This window comes from Streptomyces sp. NRRL F-5650, from assembly GCF_000721365.1.
GTDB classification, from domain to species: domain Bacteria; phylum Actinomycetota; class Actinomycetes; order Streptomycetales; family Streptomycetaceae; genus Streptomyces; species Streptomyces ardesiacus.
Genome location: NZ_JOGV01000001.1, coordinates 438016 through 453445, shown reverse-complemented (window position 1 = coordinate 453445; position 15430 = coordinate 438016). Strand labels below are relative to the sequence as shown.

The 15430-nt window shown below is 72.3% G+C and carries 9 protein-coding genes; 5 read left to right on the top strand and 4 right to left on the bottom strand.

The genetic code is table 11. The annotated features are described in order from the left end of the window. Positions 1-10: 10 nt before the first annotated feature. Positions 11-1033, bottom strand: coding sequence for an acetylxylan esterase (locus tag IG88_RS0102065; RefSeq protein WP_031034215.1), 1023 nt, complete (start codon positions 1031-1033; stop codon positions 11-13). Positions 1034-1282: 249 nt separating this feature from the next. Beyond that, positions 1283-2035, bottom strand: a complete 753-nt coding sequence (locus tag IG88_RS0102060; protein ID WP_037835167.1) for a FadR/GntR family transcriptional regulator — start codon at positions 2033-2035, stop codon at positions 1283-1285. Between the two features lie 187 nt (positions 2036-2222). Here IG88_RS0102060 and IG88_RS0102055 point away from each other — a divergent pair, with 187 nt between their 5' ends. The 5 genes from IG88_RS0102055 (at position 2223) to IG88_RS0102035 (ending at position 10174) form a co-directional block, all read left to right on the top strand. Next, entirely contained in the window at positions 2223-3776 is a 1554-nt protein-coding gene (locus tag IG88_RS0102055; RefSeq protein WP_051851731.1) for an ABC transporter substrate-binding protein, read from the top strand. A 76-nt stretch (positions 3777-3852) separates the two neighbouring features. Beyond that, positions 3853-4803: an ABC transporter permease gene (locus IG88_RS0102050; protein ID WP_031034208.1), complete on the top strand. Its 951-nt coding sequence runs from the start codon at positions 3853-3855 to the stop codon at positions 4801-4803. After that, positions 4803-6779 carry a dipeptide/oligopeptide/nickel ABC transporter permease/ATP-binding protein gene (locus tag IG88_RS0102045; RefSeq protein WP_031034207.1) on the top strand — a complete coding sequence of 659 codons (1977 nt, stop codon included), beginning with the start codon at positions 4803-4805 and terminating at the stop codon, positions 6777-6779. The genes IG88_RS0102050 and IG88_RS0102045 overlap by 1 nt, the downstream gene beginning before the upstream one ends. After that, positions 6776-7783, top strand: coding sequence for an oligopeptide/dipeptide ABC transporter ATP-binding protein (locus tag IG88_RS0102040; RefSeq protein WP_031034203.1), 1008 nt, complete (start codon positions 6776-6778; stop codon positions 7781-7783). Before IG88_RS0102045 ends, IG88_RS0102040 begins: the two co-directional genes overlap by 4 nt. Before the next feature lie 105 nt (positions 7784-7888). After that, complete coding sequence (locus tag IG88_RS0102035; protein WP_031034201.1) at positions 7889-10174, top strand: PI-PLC domain-containing protein; 2286 nt, start codon at positions 7889-7891, stop codon at positions 10172-10174. A 21-nt stretch (positions 10175-10195) separates the two neighbouring features. Here the strand turns inward: IG88_RS0102035 and IG88_RS0102030 are convergent, their stop codons facing one another. After that, complete coding sequence (locus IG88_RS0102030; protein ID WP_031034199.1) at positions 10196-13591, bottom strand: CARDB domain-containing protein; 3396 nt, start codon at positions 13589-13591, stop codon at positions 10196-10198. Between the two features lie 381 nt (positions 13592-13972). Further along, entirely contained in the window at positions 13973-15418 is a 1446-nt protein-coding gene (gene argG / locus IG88_RS0102025) for an argininosuccinate synthase (protein ID WP_031034197.1), read from the bottom strand. Positions 15419-15430 lie beyond the last annotated feature (12 nt).

Sequence of the window (15430 nt, the reverse complement as noted above, 5' to 3'; positions counted from 1 at the left end):
CGGTGAGGGGTCAGGCGAGTTGGGGGTCGTGCAGGGCGGAGAGGGGGTGGGCCGCCTCGGGGCCGGGAGCGTGGAGCAGCTCCCGGACCCAGGCGAGTTGTTCGCGGCGGTGGTGGCCACCGCCGCCTTCGTGGCCGTTGAACTCGTATACGCGCAGGTCCTTGGGCCCGCCGTAGCGGTGGTAGGCCGCGAAGCTCGTCGAGGGCGGGCAGATCTCGTCCATCATCGCGATGGAGAAGAGGGAGGGGGCGGTGGCGCGCGCGGCCAGCAGGGCGGCGTCGACGTAGGACAGGGTGGTGAAGACGGTCTCACCGCGGTCGCGGTGCAGTCGCAGGTACTCGGCGATCTCGGTGTAGGGCGGCCGGGCCGCGATCGTCGCACCGCGCCGGATGTCGCAGAGGAAGGGGACGTCGGGCATGACACCGGCCAGGCCCGGCACGAGACCGGCCACCGCCAGGGCGATGCCGCCGCCCTGGCTGACGCCCGTGACGACGACCTTGTCCGGGTCCACGGCCGGGTGCGCGCGAGCCGCCTCGACGAAGCGCACGGCGTCGGTGAACACCCTCCGGTAGTAGTGGTCGTGGGGGCTTTCGACGCCGCGGGTGAGGAAGCCGGGGACGGTGCCGTTCAGGGCGGCGGTGTCGGGGGTGTCGCCGCCCGCGGTGGACCAGCCCTGGCCGCGGGTGTCCATGATGAAGTGCGCGTGACCGGCGTTGGCCCAGAGCACCTGCTCGTGTGCCAGACCGCGGCCGCGGCCGTAGCCGAGGAACTCCACCACGCAGCCGAGCGGACCGCCCGCCCGGGCCGGCAGGTGCAGCCAGCCGCGGACGGGCTCGCCGGCGAAGCCGGACACCGTGACGTCGTGGGTCACGACCTCGGTCAGTCCGGTGTCCACCGGAGTGAAACCGGGTGCGCCGCCGGCGTCCCGGGCCTCGCGGAGGGTCTGCTCCCAGAAGGCGTCGAGGTCGGCGGGCTCGTCGAGGTCGGGCCGCAGTGCCAGGCACTGGGCGAGGGTGAGGTCCGTCAGTGGCATGGAGGGGCCCCGGTGGGTGAGGCGTGCGCGCGGCGCAGCGCGGGCGAACGGGAGGGACCGGCGGGCCGGGCCCGGCGCGGAGAGCGGTTGCTCGTATTCAGCAGACGTCTGACGTCTGCTGATCGAGGACACTAGAGATCCGGGGAGCGAGCGTCAAGTGCCTCCCCCGGGGCCCGCATCGGCTCCACCGGCCCCGGACGCCCGGAAGGCGCCCCCCGGCGGGGGGCGCCTCCGTCACAGGCGGGCCGGTCAGCGCCGGGCGCGGGCCTCCTCGATCCGCAGGCGCACCGGCGCGTAGTGCTCGGTGAGGGCCGCCGCGAACTCGGCCGGGTCGCGGTCGCGCACCGCGTCGACGATGCGCTGGTGGTTGGCGATGGTGGCCGCCTCGTGCTCGCGCGTGAAGACGTCGAGGTGCGGGGCGACGATGACGTAGACGTCCCAGAAGGCCGTGGAGAGCTGGCCGATGAGGTCGTTGCCGAGCGGGGCGAGGAGCAGGGTGTGGAAGGCGCGGTCCGCCTCGACGAACCCGTGCCCCTCCCCCGCGCCGGCCCTGCGCATCTCGTCGACGTGGGCGGCGAGGCGGTCGATCTGCTCCTCGGCCAGGCAGGAGACGAGCCGTTCGGCCATGCCCCGCTCGAACAGCTCGCGGACCTCGATGAGGTCGCTCATCACCTGGAAGTCGTCGTCCGGGCTCAGCAGGCCGCGGAAGGTCAGGCTCTCCACCAGGGCGGACAGGCTCAGCCTGCCGACGTAGGTGCCGTGGCCGTGCCGTACCTCGACGATGTCGAGCGCGGTGAGGATCCTGATCGCCTCCCGCACGCTGGACCGGCTCGCCCCGAGCGCCTCGCACAGGGCGGGCTCGGTGGGCAGCGGATCCCCCGGACGCAGGTCGTTGCGCAGGATGTAGGCCTTGATGCCGTCGACGACCTCCTGGCGCAACGGTTGTCGTGCCGTCCTGGGCTCCGGTTCTCTGCCCCGGATCGCCCTTTGCCCCACCGCCACCTCTTGACCCCTCTCACTTGCCCGGGCTACGTTCCCACGTTATCAAGCATCAGACATCAGACGTCTGATGCTCCGTCGGTCGAGGCGCCGACCACACTCGCCTCCTCCACCTTGCTCGATTCTCGTCTCCCGCCTGGAGGACTCCTTGTCCGCGCGCAGTGCAGCCGGCGTCTCCCGCCGCACCTTCATGAGATACACCAGTGCCCTCGGTGTGGCGACCGCCGTCACCACGGGCCTGACGGCCTGCGGAGGCCCGGCCTCCAGTGGAGACGGTACCGGTGGCACGGGCAGCGGCGGCGACACCATCGAGGCGGGCATCTCGTACCCGCTCTCCACCGGCTTCGACCCGATGATCACCTCGGGTGCGACCCCGTACGCGGCCAACATGCACATCTTCGAGGGCCTCGTCGACCTCGATCCCGCCACGCTCGTGGCGCGTCCGGCGCTGGCGACCGGGATGCCCGAGAAGATCAACGCGACGACCTACCGGGCCACCCTGCGCAAGGGTGCGACCTTCCACGACGGCTCGGAGGTCACCGCGGACGACGTGGTGTTCAGCTTCGAGCGGGTCCTGGACGAGGCGAACGCCTCGCTCATGGCACAGTTCGTCCCGTTCGTCGACCGGGTCACGGCCGTCGACAGGTCGACGGTGGAGTTCAAGCTGAAGTACGCCTTCGCGCTCTTCCCGTCCCGCATATCCGTGGTGCGGATCGTGCCGAAGAAGATCGCGGGCGCGGACGCCAAGTCCTTCGACGCCAACCCCGTGGGCACCGGTCCGTACAGGTTCGTCTCGGCGGTCCGCGAGGACAAGATCGTCATGGAGGCGTACGACAAGTACAACGGGCCCCGCCCGGCCAAGGCCAAGAAGATGATCTGGCGGCTGATGTCCGACCCGTCCGCCCGGGTCAGCGCGCTCAAGTCGGGCCGCGTGCAGGCCATCGAGGACGTGCCCTACATCGACGTCAAGGGCTTCACCGGCCGGGACAAGGTGGAGTCCGTCCAGTCCTTCGGGCTGCTCTTCCTGATGTTCAACTGCGCCGACAAGCGGTTCGCGGACAAGCGGGTGCGCCAGGCGCTGCACTACGCCCTGGACACCGAGAAGATCATCTCCACCGCGCTGCTCGGGAACGCCGAGGCCGCCACCGGGTACGTCCCGGCCACGCACCCGGACTACCACAAGGCCGCCACCGTCTACGCGCACGACCCGGCCAGGGCCAGGAAGCTGCTCGCCGAGGCGGGCGCGGGCAAGCTCTCCTTCACGCTGATGCTCACCGACAACGGCTGGGTCAAGGACATCGCTCCGCTGATCAAGGAGAGCTGGGCCGCCGTCGGCGTCGACGCCGAGCTGGACATCCAGCAGTCCGCCGCCCAGTACGCGGAGATCGACCGGGGCAGGTTCGAAGCGCTGGCCGCGCCGGGCGACCCGTCGGTCTTCGGCAACGACGCGGACCTGCTGCTGCGCTGGTTCTACTACGGCTTCTGGCCGGAGAACCGTTACGGCTGGAAGGGCAGCGACGCGTACAAGCGGACCAAGTCGCTGCTCGACAAGGCCGCGGCCGAGGCCGACGAGGCCAAGCGCAAGGAGCTGTGGGGCCGGGTGACCGACCTGGTCGCCGACGAGGCGGCCCTGTACCCCGTCCTGCACCGCAAGCTGCCCACCGCCTGGCGGGAGGGGGCGCTGACCGGGTTCAAGCCGCTGCCCACGACCGGACTGTCCTTCCTCGACGTCGGCCGGGGCTGACCCCGCACGCCCACGCCGCCGGGCCGCCGCGCCACCGCGGGCGGCGGCCCCCGCCCCAATCGCTAGGAACCTCACGATGGTTGCATTCCTCCGGCTCGCGCTGCGCCGCGTCGCGATGATGCCGGTGATGGTCCTCGGCATCGCGCTGCTGGTCTTCGTGGTCCTCCAGTTCTCGCCGACCGATCCCGCGTACAACGCGCTGGGCGAGTCGGCGAGCCCGGAGGCGCGAGCGGCGTTCGCCGAGGCGAACGGACTCGACGACCCCCTGCCCGTGCGCTACGTCGCCTTTCTGGGCGATCTGCTGCACGGCGACCTCGGCGTCACGATGTCGCCCAGTCAGCCCGTCACCGACCGGATCGCCACCGCGTTCCCGCTCACGCTGCAGCTCACCCTGCTCGGCCTGGCGCTGGCCGTCGTGCTGGCGCTGGTCTTCGGCGTCCTCAGCGCGGTCTACCGCGACCGCTGGCCGGACCAGGTCTTCCGGGTGCTGTCGATGGCCGGCATCGCCCTGCCCTCGTTCTGGATCGGCGTGCTGCTCATCCAGCAGTTCTCGCTGAACATGCCGCTCTTCCCGACCGGCGGCTACGTCAACCCGGCCGACTCCCTCTCCGGCTGGCTCGAGAGCATGACGCTGCCCGCGCTCTCCCTCGCCCTGCCGGTCGCCTCGTCGCTGGCCCGCCTCATCCGCACCTCGATGGTCACCGAACTCGACCGCGACTACGTGCGCACCGCCCGGGGCAGCGGCCTGCCGCCGTTCCTGATCATCCGCTCGGTGCTGCGCAACGCGCTGGTCACGCCGCTGACCGTGCTGGGCGTCAAGGTCGGCTACATGCTCAGCGGCGCAGTCGTCATCGAGGCGATCTTCGACCTGCCCGGCATGGGCAAGCTGATCCTCGAGGGCGTCAACGGAGGCGACGTCGGCCTGGTCCAGGGCACCGTGCTCACCATCGCGATCGCCTTCCTCGTGGTCAACGTCGTCGTCGACCTGCTCTACCTGCTCGTCAACCCGCGCATCAGGACGGTGTGATGTTCGCTCCACGATCCCTCGCCGGGCGACTCGCCCGGCCCGGCACCCGCCTGCGCCGGCTGCCCCTGCCCTCCCGGATCGCCCTCGGGATCCTCCTCGTGGTGGTGCTGGGCGCGATCTTCGCGCCGCTGCTCACCCAGGACCCGCTCGCCACCGGCGTCCCCGCCCGGGCTCCGGGCGCCGACCACTGGTTCGGCACCGACCGGGCCGGCCGCGACGTGTTCGCCCGGGTCGTGCACGGCGCGCGCTACTCCCTGGTCATCGGGCTCGGCGCGACCCTGCTCGCCCTGGTCCTCGGCTCCGCCCTGGGCGCGCTGGCGGCCACCTCGCGCAGGCTCGCCGACGAGACGGTGATGCGCACCCTCGACGTCGTCATGTCCTTCCCGCCGATCGCGCTGGCCGCCGTGCTCGTCGCGGTCTTCGGGCCCAGCGTCCCGGTCATCATCTTCACCATCGCCTTCGTCTACTCGCCCTCGCTCGCCCGCGTGGTGCGGGCCAACGTGCTGGAGCAGTACGGCGAGGACTACGTCGCCGCCGAGCGGGTCATCGGCGCCCGCCGCGGCTACATCGTGGCCCGGCACGTCGCGGTCAACTGCGCGGCGCCGGTCCTGGTGTTCGCGACGGTCATGGTGGCCGACTCCATCATCTTCGAGGCGAGCCTGTCCTTCATCGGCGCCGGTGTGCAGGACCCCGACCCGAGCTGGGGCAGCGTGCTGGCCTACGGCCGGCAGATCCTGCTGTCCGGCGGCTGGTGGGCGACGCTCTTCCCGGGTCTGTGCGTGCTGGTCACGGTGCTCGCGCTGAACGTGCTCTCCGAGGGCATGACCGACGCCGCCGCCTCGCCGGACAAGTCCCGCACCGGCGGCACCGGCACCGACGACAACGCGACCGGTCTCCCGCCGACGGCCGACGAGCCCGAGGTGGACGCCGCGCTCGCCGAGCTGGCGGCCCGGCTGGAGGCCATGGCGCCCGCCGTGCGGCCGGTCGCCGAGGACGCGGCCGACCTGCTCGTCGTACGGGACCTGTCCGTCCGCTTCCCCGACCGCTACGGCGACACCCGCGTGGTCGACGGCATCTCCTTCACCGTCCGCGAGGGCGAGACCCTCGGTCTGGTCGGCGAGTCGGGCTGCGGCAAGTCCGTCACCAGCCTGGCCGTCATGGGGCTGCTGGCCCGCAACGCCGAGGCCGAGGGCGAGATCCTCTACCGGGGCCGCGACCTGCTGAAGCTGGCGCCGAAGGAGCGCCGGGCCCTGATGGGCCCGGAGATCGCGATGGTCTACCAGGACGCCATGTCGTCCCTGAACCCGTCCGTGCTGATCGGCACCCAGCTCAAGTGGCTCACCTCCCGCGGCGGCACCCGCACCCCCGCCGAGCTGCTGGAACTCGTCGGTCTCTCCCCCGAGCGCACCCTGCGCAGCTACCCGCACGAGTTGTCGGGCGGGCAGCGCCAGCGCGTGCTGATCGCGATGGCCCTCTCCCGCAGCCCGCGCCTGCTCATCGCCGACGAGCCGACCACCGCCCTCGACGTCACCGTGCAGGCACAGGTCGTCGAACTGCTGGTCCGGCTCCGCGACGAACTCGGCTTCGCGATGGTCCTCGTCTCCCACGACCTGGCCCTGGTCGGCGACCTCGCCCACCGGGTGGCGGTCATGTACGCCGGGCAGGTCGCCGAGGCCGGTGACACCCGCGCGCTGCTGACCGACCCGGCGCACCACTACAGCCGCGGACTGCTCGGCTCCGTCGTCTCGCTGGAGTCGGGTGCCGGACGGCTGCACCAGATCCGCGGTGTCGTTCCGGCACCGAAGGCGTTCGGCGCCGGCTGCCGGTTCGCCTCCCGCTGCGCCGCCGCCACCGGCGTGTGCGCCACCACCCCGCCGCCCGCCACCGACCGCGACGCCGGTCTCGACCACCTCTTCGCCTGCCACCACCCGGCGCCCGCGCGCGGGGCGGCGAAGCCGCTGGAGAGTGCCCGATGACCGCCACCAAGGACAGCACCATGGACCCACTCGTCCGGCTCGACCGCATCCACGTACGGCACCGGGCCCGCAGCGGCGGCATCCTGCGCCGGGACGCCGTGCACGCCCTCACCGACGCCTCCCTGGAGGTGCGGCGCGGCGAGATCCTGGGTCTCGTCGGCGAGTCGGGCTGCGGCAAGTCCACCCTGGCCCGCGTGGTCACCGGACTGCAGCGCCCCACGGAGGGACACGTGTACTTCCGCGGCCGGGACCTGTGGACCATGGGCGCCGCCGAGCGCCGTACCGGATTCGGCGCCGCGGTCGGCGTGGTCTTCCAGGACGCCTCCACCGCCCTGAACCCGCGGCTGCCCGTGCGCCGGATCCTGCGGGACCCGCTGGACGTGCACCAACGCGGTACGCGCGTCGAGCGCGAGGCCCGGGTGGAGGAGCTTCTCGACCTGGTCGGGCTGCCCGCCCACACGCTGGACGCGCTGCCGGGGCAGTTGTCCGGCGGTCAGCGCCAGCGCGTGGCCATCGCCCGTGCCCTGGCCCTGGAGCCGGAGCTGATCGTGGCCGACGAGCCCACCAGCGCCCTGGACGTGTCGGTGCGCGCCCAGATCCTCAACCTGCTGGTGGACCTGCGCGCCCGGCTCGGCCTCGGCATGGTGTTCATCTCCCACGACGTGCAGACGGTGCGCTACCTCGCGGACCGGGTCGCGGTGCTGTACCTCGGCCGCGTCGTCGAGGAGGGCGGGGCGGCCGAGGTCTCCGGCGCCTCCCGGCACCCGTACACCGAGGCGCTGCTCTCCGCGACGCCGAGCCTGCTGGAGCGGCCCGAGCGGATCGTGCTGCACGGCCCGGTGCCCTCGGCCACCAACCCGCCCTCCGGCTGCCCCTTCCGCACCCGCTGCTGGAAGGCGGACGACGCCTGCGCCACCGCCTTCCCGGCGGCGACGGAGGGACCCGGCGGGCACCGGTGGCACTGCGCCCACCCCCAGGAGGGCGCGGTCGAGGCGAGGAGCTGAGCGGCGGCCGGCACGTATCGGCCCGCCCGGTGCGGGGCAGGTGTGTGAGGCACGCCCCTCCCGGCGCCGCGCGGCACGGCGGCCGGCCGATACGAGAATGGGTCCATGAACGCACTGGTACGGCGCCCGCCCTGGCTCAGGGTGCTGGTCTGGTGCGTGGCGGTGCTGAGCCTGACCGTGCTGGCCGCGGCGGCCGTCGTCCGCAGCACGGTCCTCGACCCCCAGTTCTACGACCAGGTGCTGGAGGACGAGCGCGCCTACCAGCGCGTCTACGACGAGGTGCTGGTGGACCCCGCCAGTACGCCGCTGACCAGCGACCTGCTGGAACGGCTGCCCGTGCCGCAGTCGACCATCACCTCCAACCTCAAGGTGGTCATCCCCCCCGAGACACTGCGGACCATGGGCGAGGGCCAGATCACGGAAGTCGTCCACTACCTGGAGGGCGACCGCGACCGGCTGCGGATCAGGGTGGATCTGGAGCCGGTCGTCGCCAACGTCGAGCGGCTCAGCCGGGCCTACTTCGGTGATGCCGTCGCCGCGTTGCAACAACGCTCCGAGCCCGACTTCCAGGCCTTCGTGCAGCGCCTGTCCGAACTGGTGGCGCGGGTGGTGGCGGGTGAGGCTCCGCTGGAGGAGCTGCCGACGCTGCCCCTCTCCCGCGACCAGGCGGTCGCGGCCACGGACGCCCTCATGCGTCTGGTGCCGGACGGCGCGACGCACGACGGCGTGCGGTCCACCGTGCTGGCGGCCCTGGACCGGGGGGACGTGGCCTCGGCCCTGGCCGCGATCGCCCCGGTCGCCCTGACCGACCAGGTCCGGGGCGCGGCCGAGGAACTGCTGCGGGAGGCGCGGCAGGGCACGTGGGTCGTCGCCGTCGACGTCGAGCCGGGGACCGGGGCACTGGCCCCGCTGGACCGGGCCCGGGGCGTCACCCGGCTCTTCCAGGACGTGGTCGAACCGGCAGCGGCCGTGCTGTGCGCCGCCGCACTCGCCCTGCTGTGGTTCCTGACGCCCTCGCCCGCCGGGCGCCGGCTGGTCTCGCTGGGCTGGGTGCCGGCCGCCGCCGCGTCGCTGCCGGCGCTCGCCGTGGCCGGGCTGCGGCTCGCCCTGGGCGACACGCTGGTCGGCGTCCCGGCGTCGTGGCCCCCGGCCGCCTCGGACCTGCTCGCCGACGTCCAGGCCGCCGCGCTCGACCGGCTGCTGACCACCGCCGTCGTCGTCGCGGTGATCCTGCTCGCCGCGGGCGCCCTGCTGATCACCGTCGGCTGGGTCCGGCTGACCCGGCCCAGCGTGCCGGTGCTCACCGATCCGCGGCACGTTCCGGCGCTGACCTTCGCCGTCACCGCCGTCGCGCTCGTCGGGACGATGCTGGCGCCGGTGGCGATCACCGGTTCCTCCCCGCGCATCTGCCAGGGCAGCGCCGAGCTGTGCGACGCCCGCTACGACGAGATCGCGCAGCTCGCGTCGCACAACGCGATGGCCACGACGGCGGACCGGTTCATCGGCCCCCTCCAGGACCCGGACATCGTCGGTCAGCTCGGCGCCGGCTCCCGGGTCCTGCTCCTGGACACCCACCGCTGGGAGCGGCCCGAGGAGGTGGCGGAGCGGTTGAGCGCCTCGGACTTCTCCCCCGCCGAGCGCCGCGAGCTGACCTCGATCCTGGAACGGGTGAATCCGCCCCACCCGGGCCTGTGGCTGTGCCACTCGGTGTGCGGCGCCGGCGCCCTGGAACTGGAGCCGACGCTGCGGCAGATCGGTGACTGGCTGCGCGACAACCCCACGGAGGTCGTCACGCTGATCCTCCAGGACGGCGTGGACGCCGTGGCGACCCAGGACGCCTTCGTGCGGGCCGGTCTGTCGGACCTGCTGTACGAGCCGGACCCGAACCCGGACCGTCCGTGGCCGAAGCTCGGGGACATGATCGACAGCGGCCGGCGGCTGGTCGTCTTCGCGGAGAAGGCCGACGGCCCCGCGCCCTGGTACCGCAACCTCTACCGGTACGCCATGGAGACGCCCTTCGCCTTCCGCAGCCCGGACGAGATGACCTGTCTGCCCCACCGGGGCGGTTCGGACCGGCGGCTGTTCCTGCTCAACCACTTCGTGACGGCGGGCGGCGGGCTGCGCCTGGACGCCGGGGCGGTCAACTCCCGGCAGCGGGTGCTGGAGCGGGCGCACACCTGCGAACGGCAGCGCGGCAGGCCGGTCAACTTCATCGCGGTGGACTACGCGACGATCGGCGACGCGCTCGGCGCGGTGAACGAACTCAACGCCGAACGCCTGGAGCACCACGGTCCCCGCGCGCCGGTCGAGCGCTCGCCGGGCCGGCTGGAGGGCGCGGCGGAGACCCGGCGGCGCGGTGGTGGCCCGCGCCGCCGGGCGGTCTCCCGGTGAACCGCCGCTACGGAGCGGCTCCTACTGGTTGATCGTGAACTGGGAGCCCGGCTCCGTCCGTACGTCCTCCTTCGCCGAGTTGGTGATCGTGACGTCCTTCAGGGTGGCGCTGCCCCGGGCACCGGCCATCGCGAGGATGCCGGAGCCGTTGTTCGACCTGTCGATGCGGACGTTCTCGATCCTCACGTCCGGCATCGCGCCGCCGCCCGTCTTGAACTGGATGCCGTCGTAGGTCGAGTCGCTGATCTCGGTGTCCCGGATGGTCACGCCCGGGATGTCCTGGCCCTGCGCGAAGAGGGTGATGGCGCCGAACTCCTGCGCCTCGCCCCAGAACGCGCCGCCCGTGCGGTGCAGGGCGTTGCCCGCGACGAGTGTCTGTCCCGAGAAGGGCAGCGGGTCGTGGTCGGTGGCGAGCATGATGCCGGGGTAGTTCATGGTGTCGGAGACGACGTTGTTCTCCACGGTGTTGCCGTGACCGCCGTACACCGCGATGCCGTTGGCCCGCCATGGGAGCTGGATCGTGTTGTTGCGGAAGTGGTTGTCGTGGCCGACGTCCACGGAGGTGTCCTTCACGTACTTGTTGGCCCAGACCGCGAGCGAGTCGTCGCCGGTGGTGCGGAAGGAGGAGTCGTAGACGGTGGAGTTGCGGGTGCCGTTGGAGAAGTTGATGCCGTCGGCGTAGGTGTCGCGGATGCGCATGCCCGTGAACTCCAGGCCGTCGGCGGGGCCCCACAGCTCGGGGATGTTGGAGTAGTCGCGGCCGACCCAGACGCCGACGTTGGCGTGCTCGATCCACACGTTGCTGATTTTGGTGTTCTTGCCGAAGCGGCCGTTGAGCCCGACGCCGCCCTCCTGGTTGCCGTCGCCGCCGCGGATGGTTCCGGAGCCGAAGATGGCCAGGTCGGAGATCTGGGTGTTGTCGTCGATGTCGAAGCCGAAGTTGCCCTCGTGCGGGTGGTTGATGCCGCCGGCCTCGTGGGGCGGGGTCAGGGTGTAGAGCTGGGAGTGCCACATGCCGGCGCCGCGGACGGTGACGTCGCGGATGCCGACCTGGTTGTACTGGCCGCGGTTCTGCGGGTCGTCGGTGAGGATCTTCTGCTCCTGGCGCCACTGTCCGGCGGGGATCCACACGCAGTCGATCCTGCCGTTCTGGTTGTCGGTGACGGCGCGCTGGATGGCGTCGGTGTCGTCGAGTCCGTCGCCGGGGACGGCCCCGTACTCGGTGATGGAGGTGCACTCGGCGGGCTTGGTCTTCGCGGGCGCGACCTGCTCCAGGTCGATCAGGTCGATGACGTAGAAGGCGGCGGAGTCGCCCGCGTCGCGCTGCAGCCGGAACTCGGTGCCCTGCGGGAAGGTGCGGTCCAGGAGTGCGTGGGACTCGTCGAACAGGCGCCGCGCGTCGCCGCCGGGCCGGTTGGTGAGGCCCTCGGGGTCGTCGGTGCTGCCGTAGAGCCAGCTGTGCTTGGACGACAGGGTGAGCTTCTGGACGAACACGCCGTCGGCGTAGAGGCTGAGGGTGGCCTCGGTCCCGCCGCCGCCGGGTGCGTCGGGGACGGAGTTGCGCACCACGATGGAGTTGGTGGGCGTGGTGGACGTGAACTCGACGTACTGGCCGGTGGTGTCGAGCCGGACGGACTTGCGGCCGGAGGACTCGGTGCCGAAGTTGGTGTGCCCGAAGGTCCGCTTGGCGTCGGTGGTGAGCAGGGTGCCGTCGTAGCGCCCGTCCTCCGCCTCGTACTCGGTGTAGGGGACGGCGGCGCCGCGTCCGACGACGAGGGACTTGGCGAGCACGTTGTTGTTCTCGTTGGTCTCGGCGACCAGGTCGGTGGCGTCGGCGGTGGCCGTGAGGGTGACTCCGCCGCCGGCCGCCTTCCAGGTGCCGGCGATGGGCACGTTCACCGTGGCGCCGGCCGCGATCTGCCCGGTGGTGCCGTCCAGGGTGGTGGCGCCGGCCTGGACCCGGGTCACCGTGCCCGCCGGGGCGTCGCCGGTGCCCCGGTTGTGCACGGCGACGGTGAAGGAGACCTCGGCGCCCACCGCCGGGTTGGCGGGGTTGGTGGTGAGGGAGCGCACCTCCAGGTCGGGACCGGGTGCCCGGCCGACGACGAGGCGGTCGGTGGCGGCGCGGCTGTTGTTGGTGTCGTCGAGTTCGGCGACGGTGTCGCGCGGATCGACGACGGCGGCCACCGCGTAGCTGCCGGCCGCGTGGGTGCCGGTGGCGACGGCGACCTCGGCGGACTCTCCGGGGTCGAGCGCGGGGACCGTGGCGCTGCCGGCCTGGCGGCCCTCGACGGTGACGTCGGTGGTGGTCGCGGCCGAGGCGGCGGTGCCGGCGTTGCGGACGGTGGCGTTGACGGTGACCTCGTCGCGCTCGTCCGGCGCGGCGGGCGACCAGTCGAGCCCGGTGACCGTGAGGTCGGGGGCGGGCGCGGCGGTGCCGAGGACCTGGAACTCGGCGACCTGGCCGCCGGGCGCCCCGGAGTTGGAGAAGAACCGGAGCCGTACGTCGGAGACCCGGCCGTCGGCCGGGATGGTCACGGCGTTGCCCTGGCCGGGGCTGAAGACGTAGTCGGCACGGTCGCGCAGCGAGGTGAAGCCGCTGTCTCCCCGGGCCCGGCCGAGCACCTGGATGCTCTGGGTGCGCGCGGACCACGCCGGGTCGGGGTTGAGCTTGACGACGACACCGCTGACGTCGGCGTCGGCGCCGAGCTGCACGGTGAGGTCGGCCGGGTTCCCGGCGGCCTCCCAGTAGGTGGAGGTGGAGTCGTCGGTGGCGTTGGCGGCGACGTAGTTCTGGGTGGTCGAGGTCGCTTCGGCCGGCTTGTTGCGGGCGAGGTTGGTGCCGGTGGGCGGCGGGCCGGTGTCGACGTCGTCGCCGTACACCTCCAGTTCGGCCAGTTGGGCGGCGTTCCAGCCGGTGTTGCCGGTGATCTCGACGCGGACGTAGCGGGCCTCGGCGGGCGAGTCGAGGCCGACGGCGACGGTGCCCGCCTGCGCCGGGCCGAACGCCCGGGCCCGGGAGGCGTCGAGGGTGCGGAACGTGGCGCCGTCGGTGCTGCCCCGCACGGAGAGCGTCTGGGTCCGGCTCTCCCAGCCGGCGGGCAGTTTGAGGACCAGCCGGTCGACGTCACGGGCGGTGCCGAGGTCGACCTGGAGCCACTCGGGGAAGGTGCCGGACGGTCCTTCCCAGTAGGTGGCCTGCTGTCCGTCGGTGGCGTTGCCGGCCGGGTAGGCGCCGTGCGAGCCGCCCGCGGTGGCCGGGCGGCCGAGGGCGAGGTTGACGTCGGCGGCGGCGGTCACCGGCGCCGGAGCCGCCTGCGCGGTGGCGGCGAGGGGCAGGGGCAGCAGCCCGGCGGTCACGAGCCCGGCGACGGCGGCGCCCGTGAGCATCCGCCGGCCGGGGGATCTCCGTCTCATGGGGTCCTCTGTTCCGTGGGGAGTCGGGAGGGCGCGACGGTCCGGCGGTTGGGGGGAAGCACCGACTCTGCGCGCCAATTGAGCAGGACAGTCGATTCTTTGCGGAAAGCGCGTCATCAGGTTTCTAGCGCGTCACCTGTTTGTCAACGGTCGCGGACGAGGCCGGAGTTGGGGCGCAATTGACTTGCGTTGCTTGCGGTCGGCTTGCGTACCGCTTGAACTGGCAACCGAGCAGAGGGACGGGCCGAGCAGGCCGCTGGAAGCTCGCAACGCGCGCAAGCCGCACGCGCGGGAGAGAAAACAGAAGGGCCGGCCCGGCGCCCTCAGGCGTCGGGCCGGCCCTTGCCGGTGCGGGGCCCCTCGGACAGGGGGCGGGGACGATCAGTCCGTGCCGGACTCCATCGCCGCGCGGTCCAGCAGTTCGTCGTCGCCGGAGACCTCGCCGCGGGAGGCGATGGCCTGGGCACCGCCCTCGGGCATGGCGCCGATCAGCCCGGTCGCGGCGGCCTGGGCGGCACCGATGGCGGGGTTGGCGGTGCCGATGAGGCCGAGCCCGGCGTACTGCTCCAGCTTGGCGCGGGAGTCGGCGATGTCCAGGTTGCGCATGGTGAGCTGGCCGATCCGGTCCACCGGGCCGAACGCGGAGTCCTCGGTGCGCTCCATGGAGAGCTTGTCCGGGTGGTAGCTGAACGCCGGTCCGGTGGTGTCGAGGATCGAGTAGTCCTCGCCGCGCCGCAGCCGCAGCGTGACCTCGCCGGTGACGGCCGAGCCGACCCAGCGCTGCAGCGACTCCCGGATCATCAGCGACTGGGGGTCGAGCCAGCGGCCCTCGTACATCAGCCGGCCCAGGCGCCGTCCCTCGGTGTGGTACTGGGCGAGGGTGTCCTCGTTGTGGATGGCGTTGACGAGGCGCTCGTAGGCGGCGTGCAGCAGGGCCATGCCAGGGGCCTCGTAGATGCCGCGGCTCTTGGCCTCGATGATCCGGTTCTCGATCTGGTCGGACATGCCCAGACCGTGCCGGCCGCCGACGGCGTTGGCCTCCATCACCAGGTCGACGGCGGAGGCGAACTCCTTGCCGTTGATCGTCACCGGGCGGCCCTGGTCGAAGCCGATGGTCACGTCCTCGGGCGCGATCTCGACCGAGGGGTCCCAGAACCGCACGCCCATGATGGGCTGCACGGTCTCCACGCCGGTGTCGAGGTGCTCCAGCGTCTTGGCCTCGTGGGTGGCACCCCAGATGTTGGCGTCGGTGGAGTACGCCTTCTCCGTGGAGTCCCGGTAGGGCAGGTCGTGGGCGACCAGCCACTCCGACATCTCCTTGCGGCCGCCCAGCTCCGTCACGAAGTCCGCGTCCAGCCAGGGCTTGTAGATCCTGAGCTGGGGGTTGGCGAGCAGGCCGTACCGGTAGAACCGCTCGATGTCGTTGCCCTTGAACGTGGAGCCGTCGCCCCAGATCTGGACGTCGTCCTCGAGCATCGCCCGGACGAGGAGCGTGCCGGTGACGGCTCGGCCCAGCGGGGTGGTGTTGAAGTAGGCACGCCCGCCCGAACGGATGTGGAACGCCCCGCAGGTCAGCGCGGCCAGCCCCTCCTCGACCAGCGCCGCCCGGCAGTCGACCAGGCGCGCGACCTCGGCGCCGTAGGTCTTGGCGCGGTCGGGCACCGAGGCGATGTCGGGCTCGTCGTACTGGCCGATGTCGGCGGTGTACGTGCAGGGGACGGCGCCCTTGTCACGCATCCACGCGACCGCGACCGAGGTGTCGAGGCCGCCCGAGAAGGCGATACCGACGCGCTCGCCGGTGGGGAGGGAGGTGAGGACCTTGGACATAGGAAGAGTATG